At 66.4% G+C, this 17,311-nt stretch carries 18 protein-coding genes and 1 tRNA gene; 13 read left to right on the top strand and 6 right to left on the bottom strand.

Annotated features, from left to right (window positions below; all coding sequences use genetic code 11):
- The first annotated feature begins 52 nt into the window (after positions 1 to 52).
- The 3 genes from ACP3TD_RS14705 to ACP3TD_RS14695 are packed head-to-tail and all read left to right on the top strand — an operon-like array spanning position 53 to position 3,160.
- Complete coding sequence (locus ACP3TD_RS14705; protein ID WP_426763749.1) at positions 53 to 1,138, top strand: YgfZ/GcvT domain-containing protein; 1,086 nt, start codon at positions 53 to 55, stop codon at positions 1,136 to 1,138.
- Entirely contained in the window at positions 1,135 to 1,581 is a 447-nt protein-coding gene (locus ACP3TD_RS14700) for an ankyrin repeat domain-containing protein (protein ID WP_426763748.1), read from the top strand. The genes ACP3TD_RS14705 and ACP3TD_RS14700 overlap by 4 nt, the downstream gene beginning before the upstream one ends.
- Before the next feature lie 49 nt (positions 1,582 to 1,630).
- Complete coding sequence (locus ACP3TD_RS14695) at positions 1,631 to 3,160, top strand: DHA2 family efflux MFS transporter permease subunit (RefSeq protein ID WP_426763747.1); 1,530 nt, start codon at positions 1,631 to 1,633, stop codon at positions 3,158 to 3,160.
- Here the strand turns inward: ACP3TD_RS14695 and ACP3TD_RS14690 are convergent.
- The 5 genes from ACP3TD_RS14690 to ACP3TD_RS14670 all read right to left on the bottom strand — a co-directional run bounded on the left by ACP3TD_RS14690 (position 3,122) and on the right by ACP3TD_RS14670 (position 7,272).
- Positions 3,122 to 3,838 (bottom strand): GNAT family N-acetyltransferase, encoded by a 717-nt coding sequence (locus tag ACP3TD_RS14690; RefSeq protein WP_426763746.1) that lies wholly within the window; start codon positions 3,836 to 3,838, stop codon positions 3,122 to 3,124. The genes ACP3TD_RS14695 and ACP3TD_RS14690 overlap by 39 nt on opposite strands.
- 68 nt (positions 3,839 to 3,906) lie before the next feature.
- Positions 3,907 to 4,932, bottom strand: a complete 1,026-nt coding sequence (locus ACP3TD_RS14685) for an ATP-dependent 6-phosphofructokinase (RefSeq protein ID WP_015937876.1) — start codon at positions 4,930 to 4,932, stop codon at positions 3,907 to 3,909.
- 194 nt (positions 4,933 to 5,126) lie between these two features.
- Positions 5,127 to 5,378, bottom strand: coding sequence for a PspC domain-containing protein (locus ACP3TD_RS14680; RefSeq protein WP_426763745.1), 252 nt, complete (start codon positions 5,376 to 5,378; stop codon positions 5,127 to 5,129).
- Positions 5,379 to 5,381: 3 nt separating this feature from the next.
- Positions 5,382 to 5,681: a hypothetical protein gene (locus tag ACP3TD_RS14675; protein ID WP_426763744.1), complete on the bottom strand. Its 300-nt coding sequence runs from the start codon at positions 5,679 to 5,681 to the stop codon at positions 5,382 to 5,384.
- A gap of 1 nt (position 5,682) precedes the next feature.
- Positions 5,683 to 7,272 carry a PspC domain-containing protein gene (locus ACP3TD_RS14670; protein ID WP_426763743.1) on the bottom strand — a complete coding sequence of 530 codons (1,590 nt, stop codon included), beginning with the start codon at positions 7,270 to 7,272 and terminating at the stop codon, positions 5,683 to 5,685.
- A 125-nt stretch (positions 7,273 to 7,397) separates the two neighbouring features.
- Here ACP3TD_RS14670 and ACP3TD_RS14665 point away from each other — a divergent pair, with 125 nt between their 5' ends.
- The gene (locus ACP3TD_RS14665; protein ID WP_426763742.1) at positions 7,398 to 8,873 is read left to right on the top strand and encodes a PspC domain-containing protein; all 1,476 of its coding nucleotides are present in this window, start codon (positions 7,398 to 7,400) and stop codon (positions 8,871 to 8,873) included.
- Positions 8,870 to 9,550 (top strand): LuxR C-terminal-related transcriptional regulator, encoded by a 681-nt coding sequence (locus ACP3TD_RS14660; RefSeq protein ID WP_426763741.1) that lies wholly within the window; start codon positions 8,870 to 8,872, stop codon positions 9,548 to 9,550. Before ACP3TD_RS14665 ends, ACP3TD_RS14660 begins: the two co-directional genes overlap by 4 nt.
- Before the next feature lie 123 nt (positions 9,551 to 9,673).
- On the opposite strand, the gene ACP3TD_RS14655 is transcribed toward ACP3TD_RS14660, so the two are convergent.
- A complete protein-coding gene (locus tag ACP3TD_RS14655; RefSeq protein WP_426763740.1) occupies positions 9,674 to 10,891 on the bottom strand; it encodes a pyridoxal phosphate-dependent aminotransferase in 1,218 nt (405 codons plus the stop codon).
- 276 nt (positions 10,892 to 11,167) lie between these two features.
- Here ACP3TD_RS14655 and ACP3TD_RS14650 point away from each other — a divergent pair.
- The 8 genes from ACP3TD_RS14650 to rplJ all read left to right on the top strand — a co-directional run bounded on the left by ACP3TD_RS14650 (position 11,168) and on the right by rplJ (position 17,239).
- Positions 11,168 to 11,240, top strand: a tRNA-Trp gene (locus tag ACP3TD_RS14650).
- A gap of 83 nt (positions 11,241 to 11,323) precedes the next feature.
- On the top strand, positions 11,324 to 11,608 hold the full coding sequence (gene secE / locus ACP3TD_RS14645) for a preprotein translocase subunit SecE (protein WP_043794078.1): 285 nt from the start codon (positions 11,324 to 11,326) through the stop codon (positions 11,606 to 11,608).
- 114 nt (positions 11,609 to 11,722) lie between these two features.
- The gene (nusG, locus tag ACP3TD_RS14640) at positions 11,723 to 12,526 is read left to right on the top strand and encodes a transcription termination/antitermination protein NusG (protein WP_426763739.1); all 804 of its coding nucleotides are present in this window, start codon (positions 11,723 to 11,725) and stop codon (positions 12,524 to 12,526) included.
- Between the two features lie 128 nt (positions 12,527 to 12,654).
- Entirely contained in the window at positions 12,655 to 13,086 is a 432-nt protein-coding gene (rplK, locus tag ACP3TD_RS14635) for a 50S ribosomal protein L11 (RefSeq protein WP_003803853.1), read from the top strand.
- A gap of 179 nt (positions 13,087 to 13,265) precedes the next feature.
- A complete protein-coding gene (gene rplA / locus ACP3TD_RS14630) occupies positions 13,266 to 13,973 on the top strand; it encodes a 50S ribosomal protein L1 (protein WP_015937867.1) in 708 nt (235 codons plus the stop codon).
- Positions 13,974 to 14,084: 111 nt separating this feature from the next.
- Positions 14,085 to 15,227, top strand: a complete 1,143-nt coding sequence (locus ACP3TD_RS14625; RefSeq protein WP_426763738.1) for an N-acetyltransferase family protein — start codon at positions 14,085 to 14,087, stop codon at positions 15,225 to 15,227.
- Between the two features lie 8 nt (positions 15,228 to 15,235).
- A complete protein-coding gene (locus tag ACP3TD_RS14620; protein WP_426763737.1) occupies positions 15,236 to 16,354 on the top strand; it encodes a GNAT family N-acetyltransferase in 1,119 nt (372 codons plus the stop codon).
- A gap of 291 nt (positions 16,355 to 16,645) precedes the next feature.
- Positions 16,646 to 17,239: a 50S ribosomal protein L10 gene (gene rplJ, locus ACP3TD_RS14615; RefSeq protein ID WP_056075405.1), complete on the top strand. Its 594-nt coding sequence runs from the start codon at positions 16,646 to 16,648 to the stop codon at positions 17,237 to 17,239.
- The last annotated feature ends 72 nt before the right edge of the window (positions 17,240 to 17,311 follow it).

The raw sequence follows: 17,311 nt of genomic DNA, 5'->3' as shown, positions 1-17,311 counted from the left end.
AATTCCGGCGACAAAGCGGAATACAGACTGACTGAAGGACGTTCTCCCCAATATGACTACTCCCAGCCCCCTTTTGTCGCGCCCCGGAGCTGTCGAGGCCGCCGGTGCTGACGCCGGCGTCGCAGCCCACTACGGTGAGCCCCTCCGGGAGCAGCGTGCCCTCGCGGCCGGAACCGCCGTCGTCGACCTCTCCTCCCGCGGAGTTGTCACCGTCACCGGGCCGGACCGGCTGAGCTGGCTGAACACGCTGTCATCCCAGCAGGTGACGGCCCTCCAGCCGGGGGAGTCCAGCGAACTGCTCCTCCTGAGCGTCCAGGGGCGCATCGAGTTCGACGCGCGCATTGTTGACGACGGCGGCACCGCCTGGCTGATTGTCGAAGGCGCCGAGGCCGGCCCGCTGGCTGAGTACCTCAACAGGATGAAGTTCATGCTGCGGGTGGACATCGCCGACGCCTCGGCCGACTGGGCGGTGGTGGGCAGCACCGCCGCCGTGCCGGAATGGGCCTCGCTGGTGGCCTGGCAGGACCCGTGGCCGCATGTCTCTGCCGGCGGTTACTCTTACGCCACCGTTGCCGAAGAGAACCATCCCGGGCTGGAACGTCCGTGGTTCGAGTACCTTGTCCCCGCCGCCGAATTGGAACACAGGGTGGCTGACCGGCCGCTGGCCGGCGTCATGTCGTCCGAAGCGCTGCGCATCGCTGCCTGGCGTCCCCGGATCGGTGCCGAAACCGATGACAAGACGATTCCGCATGAACTGGACCTGCTCCGTACCGCAGTCCACCTCGCCAAAGGCTGCTACAAGGGCCAGGAAACCATCGCCCGCGTCCACAACCTGGGGCACCCGCCGCGGCGCCTCGTGTTCCTCCAGCTGGACGGTTCGCAGCACACGCTCCCGGCCGCCGGAAGCGTGGTCCTTGCCGGCGACCGCAAAGTCGGGGCCGTCACATCCGTGGCGCAGCACTACGAAATGGGGCCGGTGGCGCTGGCGGTCATAAAGCGGTCCGTTGCGCCGGATGAAATACTGACGGTCCTGGACGGGGACGAGCCGTACACCGCCGGACAGGAACTCATCGTTGCCCCCGACGCCGGCCAGGTGGTGGGGCGCCAGACCGGATTCCTTAGGGGGCCACGCGCATGACAGAAGACGGAAACGCCACGCCGGCGCAGAACGCCGCGGCAGGCGAAGCTGGGGCCGCAGGAGCAGGGCAGGACGACGACGCCGTCGCCTTGGCCCACAGCCTCTTCCAGGCAGCCAGGGACGGTGACACCGGGATGCTCCGCGCCTACCTCGGCGCCGGTGCTCCCGCCACCCTCACCAATGCCGCCGGAGATTCCCTCCTGATGCTGGCTGCCTACCACGGCCACGCCGACACGGTGCGCCTGGTGCTCGAACACGGAGCCGAGGCAAACACCGCCAACGACCGCGGCCAGACGCCACTGGCCGGTGCGGCGTTCAAGGGGTACACGGACGTAGCCCGGGTCCTGTTGGACGCCGGCGCAGATCCCGACGCCGGAGCGCCATCGGCACGCGCGGCCGCCCAAATGTTTGCCCGCCAGGAGATCCTCGACCTCCTGGGCTGAGCCCCCGGGTCCGCCCGGCAACCACAAAATGACTCTGAAGGATGACCGGATGGAAAACGTAGAAAAGCCCTGGGCGGCGCTGTGGTCGCTGGTGATCGGGTTCTTCATGATCCTGATCGACAGCACCATCGTGTCCGTGGCCAACCCGCGGATCATGGAGGGCCTGGGCGCCGACATCAACTCCGTGATCTGGGTGACCAGTGCCTATCTGCTGGCCTACGCAGTTCCCCTGCTGATCACCGGCAGGCTGGGCGACCGCTTCGGGCCCAAGAAGCTGTACCTGCTTGGTTTGGTGGTCTTTACCCTGGCGTCGCTGTGGTGCGGCCTGGCCCAGGACGTGGAGACCCTCATCGCCGCCCGGGTGCTCCAGGGCCTCGGGGCTGCAGTGATGACGCCGCAGACCATGGCCGTTATCACCCGAATCTTCCCGCCGGACCGCCGGGGTGCCGCCATGGCCATCTGGGGCGCCACCGCCGGCATGGCCACACTGGTGGGCCCGATCCTGGGCGGTGTCCTGGTGGACAGCCTGGGCTGGGAGTGGATCTTCTTCATCAACGTTCCCATCGGCGTCGCCGGGTTCATCCTTGCGGTGCGCAACGTGCCCGCACTGAGCACCCACCCGCACCGGTTCGACATTCCCGGTGTCTTGCTCAGCGCCGTCGGGGTCTTCCTCCTGGTCTTCGGCATCCAGGAAGGCGAGACGTACAACTGGGGAACCATCGCCGGACCCATCAGCGTCTGGTCGCTGATCATCGCCGGGATCATAGTCCTCGCCGGATTCGTCGCCTGGCAGCGTTTCAACAAGGGCGAGCCGCTGCTGCCGCTGGGACTGTTCCGCGACCGGAACTTCTCGCTGGCCAACCTGGGAATCACCATGGTGGGCTTCACGGTGACGTCCTTCGGGCTGCCGCTGATCTTCTACTACCAGATGGTCCGCGGCCTGACACCCACCCAGTCAGCTCTGCTGATGGTGCCCATGGCCCTCATCTCGGGTGGCATGGCCCCCGTAGTGGGAAAGATCGTGGACCGGGTCAACCCCAAATACCTGGCAACTGCGGGCCTGACACTCATGGCCGTGGCTCTGGTGTGGAACGGATTGCTGATGCAGCCGGACACCCCCATCCTGCTGTTCCTGCTTCCCAGCGCTGTTCTCGGCTTCGCCAACGCCGGCATCTGGGCGCCCCTGAGCACCACCGCCACCAGGAACCTGCCGCCGCGGCAGGCAGGCGCCGGCTCCGGCGTCTACAACACCACCCGCCAGTTCGGCGCGGTCCTGGGCAGCGCTGCCATCGCTGTCCTGATTCAGTCGCGGCTGGCGGCCGAGCTCCCGGCCGGCCCCGGCGGCCAGGCCGGCGGGGCGGGCGAAGGCATGGCCATGGGCGGTTCCCTGCCGGAATTCCTGCACGCAGGATTTTCGACGGCGATGGCGCAGTCCATCCTGCTGCCCGCCGCTGTGGTGCTGGCCGGGGCGGTCGTGGTGCTGTTCTTCGCCAAGCCCAAGCCCATTCAGGGGTGGGGCGCCGCTGAAGGATCAGCTCCCTCAGCCAAGGTGGACGCTGGTCTGGATTCCGCCGGCTGACAAGCCGAGGCGGCGGGCCAGCGCCAGCGATCCTGTGTTGCTGACGTCCGCCCGCCACTGCAGCGTCAGCCCGGCGGCCAGGGCCTCGTGGGAGGCGATGGAAGCGGCCAGCGTTCCCAGCCCGCGTCGCCGCCACTCCGGATCGACCAGGACCCCCAGGTGGGCCAGCAGTCCTTCCCACTCCGTGTAGGCGCCGCAGGCCAGGGGGACCCGCCTGCCGTCGAGCTCGTGGACTATGGTGAAGCGGTTCTCAAGGTCGGAGAGCCCTACCTCGTTGACATCGTCCGGCGGGCAGCGGCCCTCCAGCTCGATCGCTTCGGCGTTACCGTGTGAGACCGTCATCTCTTCGGAGGGCTGCTGTAGCGGCAGGTCGTCGGCGAAGAACAGCGCCGCCGCGCCGAGGCCGTGCCCGCCACGGTCCCGGGTCAGCGTCAACAGGGTCACGTGCTGTGCCATTTCCGCATCGGGGATTTCCGCGGCCGCGTCAATGACATCCTGCGGCCCCACCAGCACGGAACTGCCGAACAGCCTGACGAACTCCACCGTGGCGGCCGAGTCGTCGGCCCTGACGATGCGTTCGCCGGAGGCAAGTGCGGAGCCAAAAGCGTCGTCGTCGAGGCCCAGGCGGCGGGCCCAGGCCAGCTGGATGATGGCGGCAGAGCCGGGATCGAGTGTCATGGTTCCAGCCTAGGGCGCCGGCGGCTGTCCCGGCCGGACATCGTGCCCGGCCGGGCACTGCGCTGTGTTTAGCCGAAGAGGACTGCGGCTTCGTCGTACCGGTTCTGCGGCACGGTCTTGAGCTGGCCCAGGGCTTCCTCGAAGGCGACGTGCTGGATGTCGGTGCCCTTGAGCGCCACCATGGTGCCCCAGAAGCCTTCCACCACGGAGTCGATGGCGGCCATGCCCAGGCGCGTGGCGAGGACGCGGTCGAAGGCCGAGGGCACGCCGCCGCGCTGGATGTGGCCCAGGATAGTGGCGCGGGTTTCGATGCCGGTGCGGGCTTCCAGTTCGGGTGCGAGCTGGTCGGCGATGCCGCCCAGGCGGGGCCGGCCGAACGTGTCCAGGCCGCGCTCGGAGTGCGGGGATTCCATGTGCTCGGGCACGAACCCTTCGGCGACGACCACCAGCGGCGCGCGGCCGCGGGCGTGGGCTTCGTTTACCCATTCGGTGATCTGCTCGATGCTGACCTTCTGCTCCGGAATGAGGATGGCGTGGGCGCCGGCCGCCATGCCGGCGTGCAGGGCAATCCAGCCCACGTGCCGGCCCATGACCTCGGCGATCATGCAGCGGTGGTGGGATTCGCCGGTGGTCCGGAGCCGGTCGATGGCCTCTGTGGCGATCTGTACCGCGGTGTCGAAGCCGAAGGTGTAGTCGGTGGCGTCGAGGTCGTTGTCCACGGTCTTGGGGACGCCCACGATCTTCAGGCCGGCGTCGGTCAGGCGCTTGGCCGCGGCGAGGGTTCCCTCACCACCGATGGCGATGATCGCGTCGATGCCGAGCCGGTCCATGTGGGCTTTGATGACCTCGGGGCCGCCGCCGTTTTCGAACGGGTTGGTGCGGGACGTGCCCAGGATGGTGCCGCCCTGCTTGGCGATGCCGCGCACCATGGTGCGGGGAATGTCGATGATGTCGCCCTCCACCACGCCGCGCCAGCCGTCGAGGAATCCGACGAACTCGTGGCCGTGGATGGCGATACCCTTCAGCACGGCGCCGCGGATGACCGCGTTCAGTCCGGGGCAGTCGCCACCGCTGGTGAGGATTCCAATTTTCATGTTTCGGCTCAAATCCTGGAAGAGGGTCTACTGGCAGAGCGCCACGCTGAGCTCACCTAGAAGTGTAGTGGGAGGTGTGGGGTACGACACAAACCCGTTACACGCGGTACGCCGCCCGCATGGTCACTGCGGCCGGGCACTGCAAAGGCCCCCGCCGTAGTGAACGGCGGGAGCCTTCGGATGTCACCTGCAGCTCAGCTGAGGGACCGGCGCTCCAGGAATGCCTGCAGTGGAATCACGTTCCGCTGGTCCGGAAGGATGGCCCATGCCAGGAGGTAGAAGACCACTGCGGGTCCGGGGAGGAGGCAGAACACGAGGAACGCGATGCGGACAAACGCTACGTCCACGTTCATTTTTGCGGCGATCCCGCCCAGGACGCCACCCACCCAGCGCTGCGGGCCGCGTTGCAGGCCGAAGCCCCTGACGATGCTGAAAAACTTGTCCATGGTTCAAGACTTCCCTGTTGTCGGTTGGTTGTCACGTTTCCGGGCGGAGAGCAGGCCGCCCACCACCAGTGCGGCGCCGGCTCCGATCATGAGCCCGATCAGCACGTACGTGGCGTTAAGGGTCACGATGCCCAGCTGGGCAACAATGATCAGGGCGGCGAGGGCCAGGACGATCAGCCCCCACACCACCGTCCCCACCCTCGTGGTGGAGGGGGTGGCAGGGTCTGAGCCCGCCGTCGTCGTGCTGTCCGGGTAGTAGCCGCCGCGGCCGGTGGGATCCGGTGCCTGGTTACTGGTGCTCATCTCAATTGCCTTCCTGGATGGTGACGTTGCTGAAGGTGCCGTCGATCCGGACCACCAGGTGGCTGCCGGGCCGGTCGGAGTTGTAGCTGCTTTCCCGGGTGGTGGTTCCGCCGCGCTGGCCCGAGGCCTCGTTGAGGTTGCCCATGGTCATATCCGCCTTGATGTCCACTGGCACGTTTTCCGGGATCACCACGGTCACGTTGCTCGCGGTGACGTCCAGGGGAATCACGACGTCGGAGCGCAGCGGGGTGCCGCCAGCAAAGTTTGTCAGGTCCACGGTTCCGCGGCCCGCGGTGATGTCGAAGCCGCTGCGGGCTTCCTCGATGCTGGCCGGTGCCCAGTCCACTTGCTGGAACCGCATCCTGTCGCCGTTGCCCACCACGTTGTACACGCCGCCCGCTATCAGCGCCACCACGGCGAAGAAGCTCAGGATGCCGGCGGTCCTGCCGCGCAGGCCGGCGATGAGGATGCCGAGGCCCAGGACGGCTGCGGCGCTGGCCCAGACGATGGCGTTGGCGGAGTCGCCCAGGTCGATGACGTTGGTGACGTCGAGTGCCTTGAGGCCGCCGCCCACCAGCAGTGCCGATCCGGCGGCGACGGCTACTGCAGGAGCGCCGGGCCCGGCGGGCCGTGGTTTCGGGGTGCGCTGCGGTGCGGGGGAACCGCCGTAGGGGCCACCGCCCTGGAATCCGCCGCCGGCACCGGAGCCCCCGCCGGAGAAGGAGCCGCTGCCGGAATAGCTGCCGCCGCCGTAGGAGGGCATGGAGGGGGAAGCGGGGCCTGCTCCATAAGAGGTGCCCGTGGAGGAGAACGGCGCGGTTCCGGGATTGCCGGCTGCGTAGGCGGCACCTGAGGTGCCGTTAGCGCCCGGCGTCCCGTAGGCGCCAGGGGTGCCGTAAGCGGCCGTGTGCGGAGCGGCCGTCGCGGGCCGGCCCGCCTTGTTGCGCTGCGAGAGGTAGTAGATGAGGTAGATGGCGCCACCCACCCAGAAGACCGTCCAGAGAAAGCCGCCGAAGCCGTTGTGGGACCAGCCCCAGAAGCCGCCTCCCAAGCCGGTCAGGCCCAGGATCGTCGCGATCAGGGACCCGGTCATCCCGGTGGTCCACCGGCCCGCGGCGGCCTCCTGGACGTGGATCCGCCCGTCGGGCTCCGGGAGCAGCGCCCAGGCGAGGCCGTACACCAGCACGCCGATGCCGGCAAACAGGGTCAGGACGATGAAGACGCCGCGGATGATCAGCGGGTCCACGCCCAGCTTCTGCGCGATGCCGCTGGAGACGCCGCCGATCCACCGGTCACGGCCGCGCTGGATGCCATGGCCGCGGATCCAGGAGAAGAAATCGGCGTCGCCCGGGGCCGCGGGTGCGGTGCCGGGACGGCCTGTGTACGCCTGTCCGGCCCCGGGGAAATCAGCGCCGGGGACCTCGGTACGGGGCAATTCAGTGCCGGGCTGGCCTGCAGCTGGCTGGCTGGCTTCGGAGGCCCGCGGGTCCGGCGTGGTCGGCGCGGACGGCAGGGGTTCGGTGGGCCGCGGTGCGCCGGGCAAAGGCTCGGTGGGCTGGCCGTCGTCGGGGAGGGGGGTCTGCGAGTTCATACCTCAATCCTTCCGCCCAGCCCTGTCTGCGCTCTACTGGGGGATACCCTGAGCGGTCCCTGAGTTGCCCCCGGTTCCCGCCGGATCCGGGTCCGGGAAACCCTGATCCATGCTTGGATTGACCCATGACAACCGTCCCCGCCAGGCCCCCTTTGGCCCGCAGCAGCGACCGCGTGATTGCCGGTGTCTGCTCGGGCCTGGCCGTTCATCTGGGCTGGCCGGTGAAGAACGTCAGGGTAGGGATGGCGCTCGCAACCCTCGCGGGCGGGGCCGGCCTCGTCTTTTACGCGTGGCTGTGGATCATGGTTCCCACGGCGGATGAGGCCGCCCGGCGCAACGCCCGGCGGCCGGCGTCGCCCATTGCCCCTGCGGTGAGCCAGGCACCTGCCCCCGCCGCGTCCAACACACCTCCGGCGTCGCTTCCTGCTTCACCCGGCCCGGCACCCTTTGGCCAGCCACCCTTTGGTACGGCACCGTTCCGCCAGGTGCCATTGAGCCAGCCACCCGAGAATCAGGAATCCTGGAGCCACGCGTCCGACGGCGGCGCTCCCCAGGGCACGGACGGCGCCGCGCCGCATCGCGTGCCAGGGCCGGCCGAAGCGCCATGGTTCCGCTGGCAGGGCATGAAGTACGGCAAGGAAATCCTCCTTGGCTGCGGGTTGCTGCTGGTGGCCGGGATCATGATTGCGCAGCTGCTGGGAGTCGATGTACCGCTGGGAACCCTTATCCCTGCCGCCGCCGTCCTGGGCGGCGCGTCCATCGCATGGATGCAGCTGGACGAAACGCGGCGGGCCGGGCTGGTGGACAAGACCAAGGCGGACCAGGCCGGCGGCTGGGCACGGCTCGCGGCCGGCCTGGCGCTGGTGGTTGCCGGTGTTCTGGTGATGGTGTCCGGTTCCGGCTCGTGGGAGCAGACCTGGCTGGCGCTGCTGGCCTCTGTGGCGGTGCTCGGCGGCGTGGTGCTGGTCTTGTTGCCGTGGGCGCTGAAGTTCTGGCGGGATTTGGAGACGGAGCGTGCCGGCAGGATCCGGGAGACCGAACGCGCCGAGATCGCCGCGCACCTGCACGATTCGGTGCTGCAGACGCTGGCGTTGATACAGCGCCGGGCCGGCAGCGAGCACGACGTCGTCCGGCTGGCCCGGGCGCAGGAACGCGAGCTCCGCGGCTGGCTGTTCCAGGATCCCGGCAGGGAAGCCGGCCAGCTTTCGGACCGGATCAAGGCCGTGGCAGCCGAGGTGGAAGACCTCCTGGGCAATGCCGTGGAGGTGGTCAGCGTCGGCGATGCCGCCATGACCGAAGGCCACGAAGCCATGGTCCAGGCAAGCCGGGAAGCCATGCTGAACGCCTCCCGGCACGGCGGGGGCGCCGTCTCCGTGTACCTCGAAGCATCGGACGGCCAGGCCGAAATTTTCATCAAGGACCGCGGTCCCGGGTTCGAACTGGCCGATGTGCCCGAGGACCGGCTGGGCGTGCGGGAGTCCATCATCGGCAGGATGAAGCGGCACGGCGGATCGGCTGCCATCCTCAGCACCGGGGACGGCACGGAGGTCCGCCTCCGGCTGCCGGCTGCAAGCACGGACAACGTGGAAGGAAAGTCATGAACGTCAACCAGGGGGCAGCCGCGCAGGCCGCCAGCTCCGTTCGCGTGGTCATCGTGGACGACCACGCCATCTTCCGTTCCGGGCTCAAGGCCGATCTCGACGCCAGCATCCACGTGGTGGGGGAGGCGGCCACCGTGGAGCAGGCCATTGCCGTCATCGCCGAACAGCGGCCCGATGTCGTGTTGCTGGACGTGCACCTTCCCGGCGGGTTGGGCGGCGGCGGCCGTGAGGTCATCGCCGGATCCGCTCCACTACTTGGCGTCACCCGCTTCCTGGCCCTCAGCGTGTCTGATGCTGCGGAGGATGTCGTGGCAGTGATCCGGGCGGGGGCGAGGGGCTACGTCACCAAGACCATCTCCGGGGCCGAAATCACGGACGCCGTGTTCCGGGTTGCCGGTGGGGACGCCGTCTTCTCACCGCGCCTGGCAGGGTTCGTCCTGGATGCTTTCGGCACGGCGCCGGCCGACATCGCCGATGATGAGCTGGACAAGCTCTCCGCCCGCGAGCTTGAGGTCATGCGCCTGATCGCCCGCGGCTACAGCTACAAAGAGGTGGCCAAGGAGCTGTTCATCAGCATCAAGACAGTGGAAACACACGTTTCCGCGGTCTTGCGGAAGCTCCAGCTCTCCAGTCGGCACGAACTCACCAAGTGGGCCGCGGAGCGCCGCCTCCTCTAGACGCCCCATCAGATCCTGCCGTTCGATCTCCAACGCCCCATCACCTTTCGGGCCTTAAACCAGAACGCCCCATCACTTGGTGATGGGGCGTTCTGGTTTTCACTGCGAAAGGTGATGGGGCGTTTACTGGGCCTTGCCGAGGAAATCCTGCAGTCGCTGCACGCCGGTGGCGAGGTCGTCGTCGCCCAGTGCGTAGGAGAGGCGCAGGAAGCCGGACGGGCCGAACGCCTCGCCCGGAACCACTGCCACTTCCACCTCGTCCAGGATCAGGGACGCCAGCTCGGCCGAGGTCTGCGGCGTGGCGGTGCCGGCGGTCGTGGGGAACTCCTTGCCCAGCAGCCCGCGGACGTCCGCGTACACGTAGAAGGCGCCCTTCGGCGTCGGGCATTCCACGCCCTCAATGGCGTTCAGGCCAGCCACGATCGCCTTCCGGCGGCGGTCGAAGGCCACCTTCATCTCGTCGACCGCGGTCAGCGGGCCGGAGACAGCGGCGAGGGCGGCGATCTGCGGAATGTTCGACACGTTGGAGGTGGCGTGCGACTGCAGGTTGGTGGCGGCCTTGATGACATCCGCCGGGCCGATCATCCAGCCGACGCGCCATCCGGTCATGGCATAGGTCTTGGCCACACCGTTGAGGATGACCACCTTGTCGCCGAGTTCGGGAACGGCCGTGGCGATGGAGGTGAACGGAACCCCGTCATAGGTCAGGTGCTCGTAGATCTCGTCGGTGACCACCCAGATGCCCTTCGACGCTGCCCACTTGCCGATCTCGGCCACCTGTTCGGGGGAGTAGACGGCGCCGGTGGGGTTCGACGGCGAGACGAACAGGAGGATTTTGGTCCGGTCCGTGACGGCTGCTTCGAGCTGCTCGACAGTCACCAGGTAGCCCTGCTCCGGCCCCGCAAAAACCTCGACGGGCACGCCGCCGGCCAGCCGGATTGCTTCAGGGTAGGTGGTCCAGAACGGCGCGGGGACAATGACCTCGTCGCCCGGATCCACCAGGGTGGCGAACGTGTTGTAGACGGCCTGCTTGCCGCCGTTGGTCACCAGCACCTGGGAGGGGTCGACGGCGTATCCGGAGTCCCGGAGCGTCTTCTCGGCGATGGCCTTCTTCAGTTCGGGAAGCCCGCCGGCGGGGGAGTAGCGGTGGTACTTCGGCTGCCCGGCGGCCTCTATGGCCGCCTGGACAATGTAGTCCGGGGTGGGGAAATCCGGCTCGCCTGCGCCGAAGCCAATCACCGGACGCCCAGCAGCCTTCAGCGCTTTCGCCTTGGCATCAACGGCCAGGGTGGCGGATTCGGCAATTGCGGATATGCGCTGGGAAACGCGGGCGGCAGACATGGCAGGTCCGTTCTACGCTTGCAGCCGGATGGCTGGAATGTGGGATTCGACGTTTTCTACTCTATGCTGTTCACCGGACCCTCCGGGGTGCCGGATGTGAAATGTGACTGGTCCGCCAGGCACGGACACACCGGCTTGCGGAGGGGCTGGAACGGGTCGGTTTTACGAACGCGAAGATGTTGCCGTAGACTGATTCACCGGTGTTGAAACACAGATGATGGCGTGCGCCCCAGTGAAAGCTGGTGAATCGCCGTTGCTGCTTGGTTTTCACTCCATAGGGTAGTGGCGCAATTGGTAGCGCAGCGGTCTCCAAAACCGCAGGTTGCAGGTTCGAGTCCTGTCTGCCCTGCGCAAGCTGCCCCGGGCAATAAATCCGGGGCAAGCGCAGCAACCATGGTTCTGATCAGGGCCGGGTAATCCACCATTGCAAAGATGAGCGAGGACCAGGTGACCGAAACAGCTGCCAGCAGCTCCAAGGGCCGCCCAGCTAAGAAGGATGCCAAGGCAAACATCTTCGCCCGTATTGCACTTTTCGTCCGCCAGATCATCGGCGAGCTGAAAAAGGTCGTTGCCCCCACCCGCAAGGAACTGATCAACTACACGCTCGTGGTGCTGGTGTTCGTGGCCATCATGATGGTCATCGTCAGCCTGCTGGACATCGGTTTTGGAACTGCTGTCGGCTGGCTCTTCGGCGGGACAGGCCCCACGGACAACTAAGGCTGCAGGGTCCGCAGGCTGCGCGCTCCATCCGGGAAACCGGAGGGGAGCGCCGGTGTGCGGAATTGAGCCATTTAAATAGGCATGTTAGGCAATGAGGAAGCAGGAGACCAAGTGTCTGAGCAGGAGCTCGAGGTAACCGGGACTGAGCAGGAAGAGGCCGTGGACATCACCGCAGAAATCGGTGAAGAGTCTGAGGTTGAGTCCTCCGCGCCCGAATCCGATGACGCCGATGCCGACGCGGAGGCTGACAGCGAAGCAGAGTCCGGCGATGCCGACGCTGACGCCCTCGCCGCCGCGGCAGCCGCCGCTGCCGTTGACCCGGCAGATGAATTCAAGGCCAAGCTGCGCCGGCAGGAAGGTGACTGGTACGTCATCCACTCCTACGCCGGTTACGAAAACCGCGTGAAGGCCAACCTTGAGACCCGCATCCAGACCCTGGACATGGAAGATTACATCTTCGAGATCCAGGTGCCCATGGAAGAGGTCGTCGAGATCAAGAATGCCCAGCGCAAGGTCATTAACCGCGTCCGCATTCCCGGCTATGTCCTGGTCCGCATGGACCTGACCGACGCCTCCTGGGGCGCCGTCCGCCACACTCCCGGTGTCACCGGCTTCGTGGGCAACGCCCACAACCCCGTGCCGCTGCGCCTCGATGAGGTCTTCTCCATGCTCGCGCCGGTCTTCGAAGAAGAGCAGGCCGAGAAGGGCAAGCCGGTCAACAAGCAGCACCAGGCACCGGTGGACGTCGATTTCGAGGTCGGCGAGTCCGTCATCGTCAAGGAAGGCCCGTTCGAGACCCTTCCCGCCACAATCTCCGAGATCAAGGTCGAATCCCAGACCCTCGTGGTGCTGGTTTCCATCTTCGAACGCGAAACGCCGGTCACCCTGGCGTTCAACCAGGTCACCAAGATCTGATTACCCGAGAATTCGTTCCGGCGCTGCCCGCTTAGCGGCTCCGGAACGGCAGGCCGCCTTGCCATGGCGGCCAAAAACCTGGGCCACGCTCCTGTGCCCCAGGAAGTTATTGAGAGAAGGACCCTACATTGGCTCCCAAGAAGAAGGTCACCGGCCTGATCAAGCTGCAGATCCAGGCAGGTGCCGCTAACCCGGCCCCGCCGATCGGTCCTGCACTTGGCCAGCACGGCGTCAACATCATGGAATTCTGCAAGGCGTACAACGCTGCAACGGAAGCCCAGCGCGGCAACGTCATCCCCGTGGAAATCACCGTCTACGAGGACCGTTCCTTCACGTTCATCACCAAGACCCCGCCGGCTGCAGAGCTCATCAAGAAGGCTGCAGGCGTTGCCAAGGGTTCGGCTACCCCGCACACCGTCAAGGTTGCCAAGCTGACCCAGGCACAGGTTAACGAGATCGCCTCCACCAAGATGGAAGACCTCAACGCCACCAGCCTCGAAGGCGCAGCGAAGATCATCGCCGGCACCGCCCGCTCCATGGGTATCACCGTCGAGGGCTAATACCCCCTACCGCCGCCTGACGCCGCGCATGAGCATGGCGCCGAGTGGCACCGCCGGAATTCCGGCACCACCAACAATTGAAATGCCGTTCATCCGGGACGAATAACCGTCCGGATTACCGGCTGTGGCAGGGCCCAGCGCGGTCCGCAGACCACAACTGCACAAGGAGAAAGAGCAGCATGGCAAAGCGCAGCAAAGCATATGAGGCAGCAGCCGCCAAGATTGACGCGGAGAAGTCCTACGCGCCGTTCGAGGCAGTGACCCTCGCCAAGGACACCAACCCGTCCAAGTTCGACGCCACCATCGAGGTCGCTTTCCGCCTCGGCGTGGATCCCCGCAAGGCTGACCAGATGGTCCGCGGTACGGTCAACCTGCCCCACGGCACCGGTAAGACCGCCCGCGTCCTGGTCTTCGCCACTGGCGACAAGGCCGAGGCAGCAATCGCAGCCGGCGCCGACTTCGTTGGCTCCGACGACCTGATCGAAAAGATCGCCGGCGGCTGGACCGACTTCGACGCCGCTGTTGCCACCCCTGACCTCATGGGCAAGGTTGGCCGCCTCGGTAAGGTCCTGGGTCCCCGCAACCTGATGCCGAACCCCAAGACCGGCACCGTGACCCCCGACGTCACCAAGGCTGTCAACGACATCAAGGGCGGCAAGATCGACTTCCGCGTCGACAAGCACTCCAACCTGCACTTCATCATCGGCAAGGTGTCGTTCGACGCCGTCAAGCTGGCTGAGAACTACGCAGCAGCACTGGAAGAGGTGCTTCGCCTGAAGCCGTCCGCTTCGAAGGGCCGCTACATCCAGAAGGCCACCGTTGCCACCACCTTCGGCCCCGGCATCTCCGTGGACCCGAACGTCACCAAGGTGCTCACCGAGGCCTAAGCCTTACAGAACATCTGCCCGGATTAGTCCGGAGCATTGAAAACCGCCCGGCGCGCATGCGCCGGGCGGTTTTTGCTTAACTTGTTCCCGCCTTCTGCCTAAGCTGGGGAAATGCCCGGGACACCGCTTCCCCTCCCGCCGGACGCGGTCGCCGCCGGCATCACCATCAGCCCCGTAGACATCCCCGCGCGGGACAGCCGAACGCAACCGCCCGGCGTCGTACCTTCCGAAGACTTCCGTGCGTGCCATGCCCTGCGCGAAACCCACGAACTATCCCTCTGGGGCAACCTGGACCGGTGCCCCACGCTGGCCGAGTCGCTGGAATTCTGGCGGGGGAACCAGTACGAGGAACGGCACCTGTTTCTGGCCAGCCGCGACGGCAGTCCTGCGGGGCTGTGCTCGGTGACCCTGCCCCTGCGGGAGAACACTGATACCGCGGGAATCGATGTGCTGGTCCACCCCGCCCAAAGGCGGCAGGGCGTTGGCCGCACGCTGCTGCAGTTTGCCGAAGCCGTGGCCCGCCGCCAAGGGCGCACCTCATTGGACGGCTACCACGAGATCCCGCTGGACCACGTAGGCCCGGATGCGGCGATGCTGCCTGCGAAGTCCGGTTCGGGTGCGCTGCCCCTCGCCGACCCCGCCACTGCCTTTGCCTCGGCGGCCGGCTACACGCTTGAACAGGTGGAACGGTCCAGCCGGCTGGACCTGCCCGTGCCTGCAGGTCTGATGGCCCGGATTGAGGCCGAAGCCGCCGCCCGGGCCTCCGGCTACTCAGTGGTCCGCTGGGACGATCAGTGCCCCGACGAATTTGTTACCGACCTCGCCGCGCTCAAGGAGACCATGAGCACCGATGTCCCCACTGCCGGTCTGGGCTGGGAACAGGAGGCCTGGGATCCGGCCCGGGTTCGTGACGAGGAGGCCGCCATGGTCCGCGGCGGTGTGCAGTCCGTGGTGGCAGCGGCGCGGCACCGCGGGACGGGTGAACTGGTTGCCTATACGGTCCTGAACTGGCGTCCGGAAGTACCGGGATCCGCTACCCAGCAGGACACGCTGGTGGCCGGCCCGCACCGCGGACACCGGCTGGGCATGTTGGTCAAAGCCGCAAACCTGGGCCGGGCACAGGCCAGGTGGCCTTCGGTCCGCTCGGTTTTGACGTGGAACGCCAGCGAAAACCGGCATATGCTTTCGATTAATATTGCGCTTGGATTCAGGCCTGCCGGCTATGAAGGGGAGTGGCAGAAACGGCTGGGATGATGCCCCGTATGGCAAAAGACGTGAAGATCGAGCAGCTCTGGATTCCTGACTCCCTTGAGGCGCCGGACGCCGCCGATTTCCTTGCCGCCCTCGAAGTGGGCCGGAAGGTTCGGATGGCCACCTGGGGGAGTGATGACCTTGCCTACGGTCCCCTCGAGAAGCTCCTGGAATTTGAGGATCCGTACGAGCGGCAACTCATCCTGGTCGCCAAAGTGGACGGCGAAATAGTCGGCACCGTGGACATCGCCCTGCCCCTGACCGACCACCTGGACCTCGCGGAATTCACCCTGGACATCCTGCCCGAATTCCAGCGGCAGGGCGTGGGGCGGCGGCTTCTGGAGGCTGCAGAGCAGCTGGCCCGCGGCGAAGGCCGCACCATGATCCTGGTGGACACCAACCATCCCGGCGCGTCACTGGATGAGTTCGAGCGGGCCCTCCTGGTACCGGGAACCGGGCTGGGCTTCGTCCCGCTGGACAGCCGTGAGGTGGAGTTCGCCCAGAAGACCGGGTACACGCTTCAACACATCGAGCAGTTCAGCGCCTGCATCCTGCCACTGGATTCGAAGCTTGTGGCGGACCTCCAGGCAGAGGCTGATGACGCCAACAACGGCCGCTACCGCCTGCACCACTGGACCGACCGCTGCCCGGACCGTTGGCTTGAGGCCGTCGCGGTACTCGAGAACCAGGCCGGCGCGGTCGTCGACCCCGATCTTGACCTCCCTGTGGAGCAGGACATGGTGTTCGACGGCGGCATCCTGCGCGAAGCCGAGGATGTCGCCATCGCGCAGGGCCGGCGGACGGTGGTCACCGCCGTCGAGCACCTCGCCTCGGGCACGCTGGTGGGACTGACCACCATCACCGTTCTGGCACACCGTGCCGACGTGGTTTTCCAGGACGACACCCTGGTGCTGCAGGAGCACCGGGGCAACAAGCTGGGCCTGCTGATCAAGGTCTCCAACATGGAACGGCTCACCGAGCAGTTCCCTGACGCGCGCGTCATCTACACCTGGAACGCTCCGGACAACAGGTACCTCCTCACCGTCAACCAGCAGCTGGGTTTCCGCATTGCCGGGGTGACCGGTATATGGCAGAAGGAGCTGCCGAAGCTCCGTACCAGCACCAGCTGAGGCCCCGATTTGGCGTCCTGCCACGGGCTCCCGTAGACTTGGAGGACCAAAGACCGTCGGTTGTTGGAAATCCACTCTTTCGAGCATTGCTCAACTCTGCAGTTGTGCGCGGGAGATGAAGTGGCTTTCTGGACGAAGGACCCTGACATAGGGCGGCCGGCGCAGGTGAACGAAGCAACGCTCCATGGAAACATGTTGAGCCAAGCCCCGTGCATCTGCGCGGGGCGTTTTTAGTTTTAGCTCACCTGAGCGGGACCCTCGAATACCGGCACTATCCCCGGAAGGAGGGTTATGGCAACGCCTACCAAGGTTTCAGCAGTAGCTGAGATCACTAACGATTTCAAGGAATCGAACGCCGCTGTCCTGACCGAATACCGCGGGCTCACCGTTGCACAGCTCAAGCAGCTGCGTGTTTCTCTCGGCCAGGACACCAAGTTCGCGGTCGTCAAGAACACCCTGACCGCCATTGCAGCCAAGGAAGCCGGCGTCGAAGCATTCGACGGCCAGCTTGCCGGCCCCACTGCAATCGCGTTCATCAAGGGTGACGCAGTTGCCGCTGCCAAGAGCCTGACGGATTTTGCCAAAGCCAACAAGCAGCTGGTCATCAAGACCGGTTACTTCGAAGGCAAGGCACTGGACGCCAGCGAGGTCGCCGCACTGGCTGCCCTCGAGTCCCGTGAGCTGCAGCTCGCCAAGGTTGCAGGCATCCTCAAGGCTCCTGCTGCCGCAGCTGCACGCATCATCGATGCGCTGCGTCTCAAGCTTGAAGAAGAGAACGGTGCACCGGCAGCTGCCGAAGCGCCGGCCGCTGAAGAGTCTGCTGACTCTGCAGCTGAAGCAGCAGCCGAGGCACCCGCCGAGGCTCCCGCTGCCGAAGAGAACTAATTCTCTTTACCCCACCAGACTCCGGTCTCCGTCCGGCTCCGCGCCGTTCGGACACCACAACAGGAAGGACGC

This window comes from Pseudarthrobacter sp. 1G09 (assembly GCF_050038305.1).
In the GTDB taxonomy this organism is placed as follows: domain Bacteria; phylum Actinomycetota; class Actinomycetes; order Actinomycetales; family Micrococcaceae; genus Arthrobacter; species Arthrobacter equi.
This window is presented reverse-complemented; position numbering and strand designations above follow the sequence as displayed.

Bases quoted from the DNA above. Each gene is read 5' to 3' on its own strand.
- ACP3TD_RS14705 (WP_426763749.1), top strand. From the start codon at position 53: ATGACTACTCCCAGCCCCCTTTTGTCGCGCCCCGGAGCTGTCGAGGCC.
- ACP3TD_RS14700 (WP_426763748.1), top strand. From the start codon at position 1,135: ATGACAGAAGACGGAAACGCCACGCCGGCGCAGAACGCCGCGGCAGGC.
- ACP3TD_RS14695 (WP_426763747.1), top strand. From the start codon at position 1,631: ATGGAAAACGTAGAAAAGCCCTGGGCGGCGCTGTGGTCGCTGGTGATC.
- ACP3TD_RS14690 (WP_426763746.1), bottom strand. From the start codon at position 3,838: ATGACACTCGATCCCGGCTCTGCCGCCATCATCCAGCTGGCCTGGGCC.
- ACP3TD_RS14685 (WP_015937876.1), bottom strand. From the start codon at position 4,932: ATGAAAATTGGAATCCTCACCAGCGGTGGCGACTGCCCCGGACTGAAC.
- ACP3TD_RS14680 (WP_426763745.1), bottom strand. From the start codon at position 5,378: ATGGACAAGTTTTTCAGCATCGTCAGGGGCTTCGGCCTGCAACGCGGC.
- ACP3TD_RS14675 (WP_426763744.1), bottom strand. From the start codon at position 5,681: ATGAGCACCAGTAACCAGGCACCGGATCCCACCGGCCGCGGCGGCTAC.
- ACP3TD_RS14670 (WP_426763743.1), bottom strand. From the start codon at position 7,272: ATGAACTCGCAGACCCCCCTCCCCGACGACGGCCAGCCCACCGAGCCT.
- ACP3TD_RS14665 (WP_426763742.1), top strand. From the start codon at position 7,398: ATGACAACCGTCCCCGCCAGGCCCCCTTTGGCCCGCAGCAGCGACCGC.
- ACP3TD_RS14660 (WP_426763741.1), top strand. From the start codon at position 8,870: ATGAACGTCAACCAGGGGGCAGCCGCGCAGGCCGCCAGCTCCGTTCGC.
- ACP3TD_RS14655 (WP_426763740.1), bottom strand. From the start codon at position 10,891: ATGTCTGCCGCCCGCGTTTCCCAGCGCATATCCGCAATTGCCGAATCC.
- secE (WP_043794078.1), top strand. From the start codon at position 11,324: ATGAGCGAGGACCAGGTGACCGAAACAGCTGCCAGCAGCTCCAAGGGC.
- rplA (WP_015937867.1), top strand. From the start codon at position 13,266: ATGGCAAAGCGCAGCAAAGCATATGAGGCAGCAGCCGCCAAGATTGAC.
- ACP3TD_RS14625 (WP_426763738.1), top strand. From the start codon at position 14,085: ATGCCCGGGACACCGCTTCCCCTCCCGCCGGACGCGGTCGCCGCCGGC.
- ACP3TD_RS14620 (WP_426763737.1), top strand. From the start codon at position 15,236: ATGGCAAAAGACGTGAAGATCGAGCAGCTCTGGATTCCTGACTCCCTT.
- rplJ (WP_056075405.1), top strand. From the start codon at position 16,646: ATGGCAACGCCTACCAAGGTTTCAGCAGTAGCTGAGATCACTAACGAT.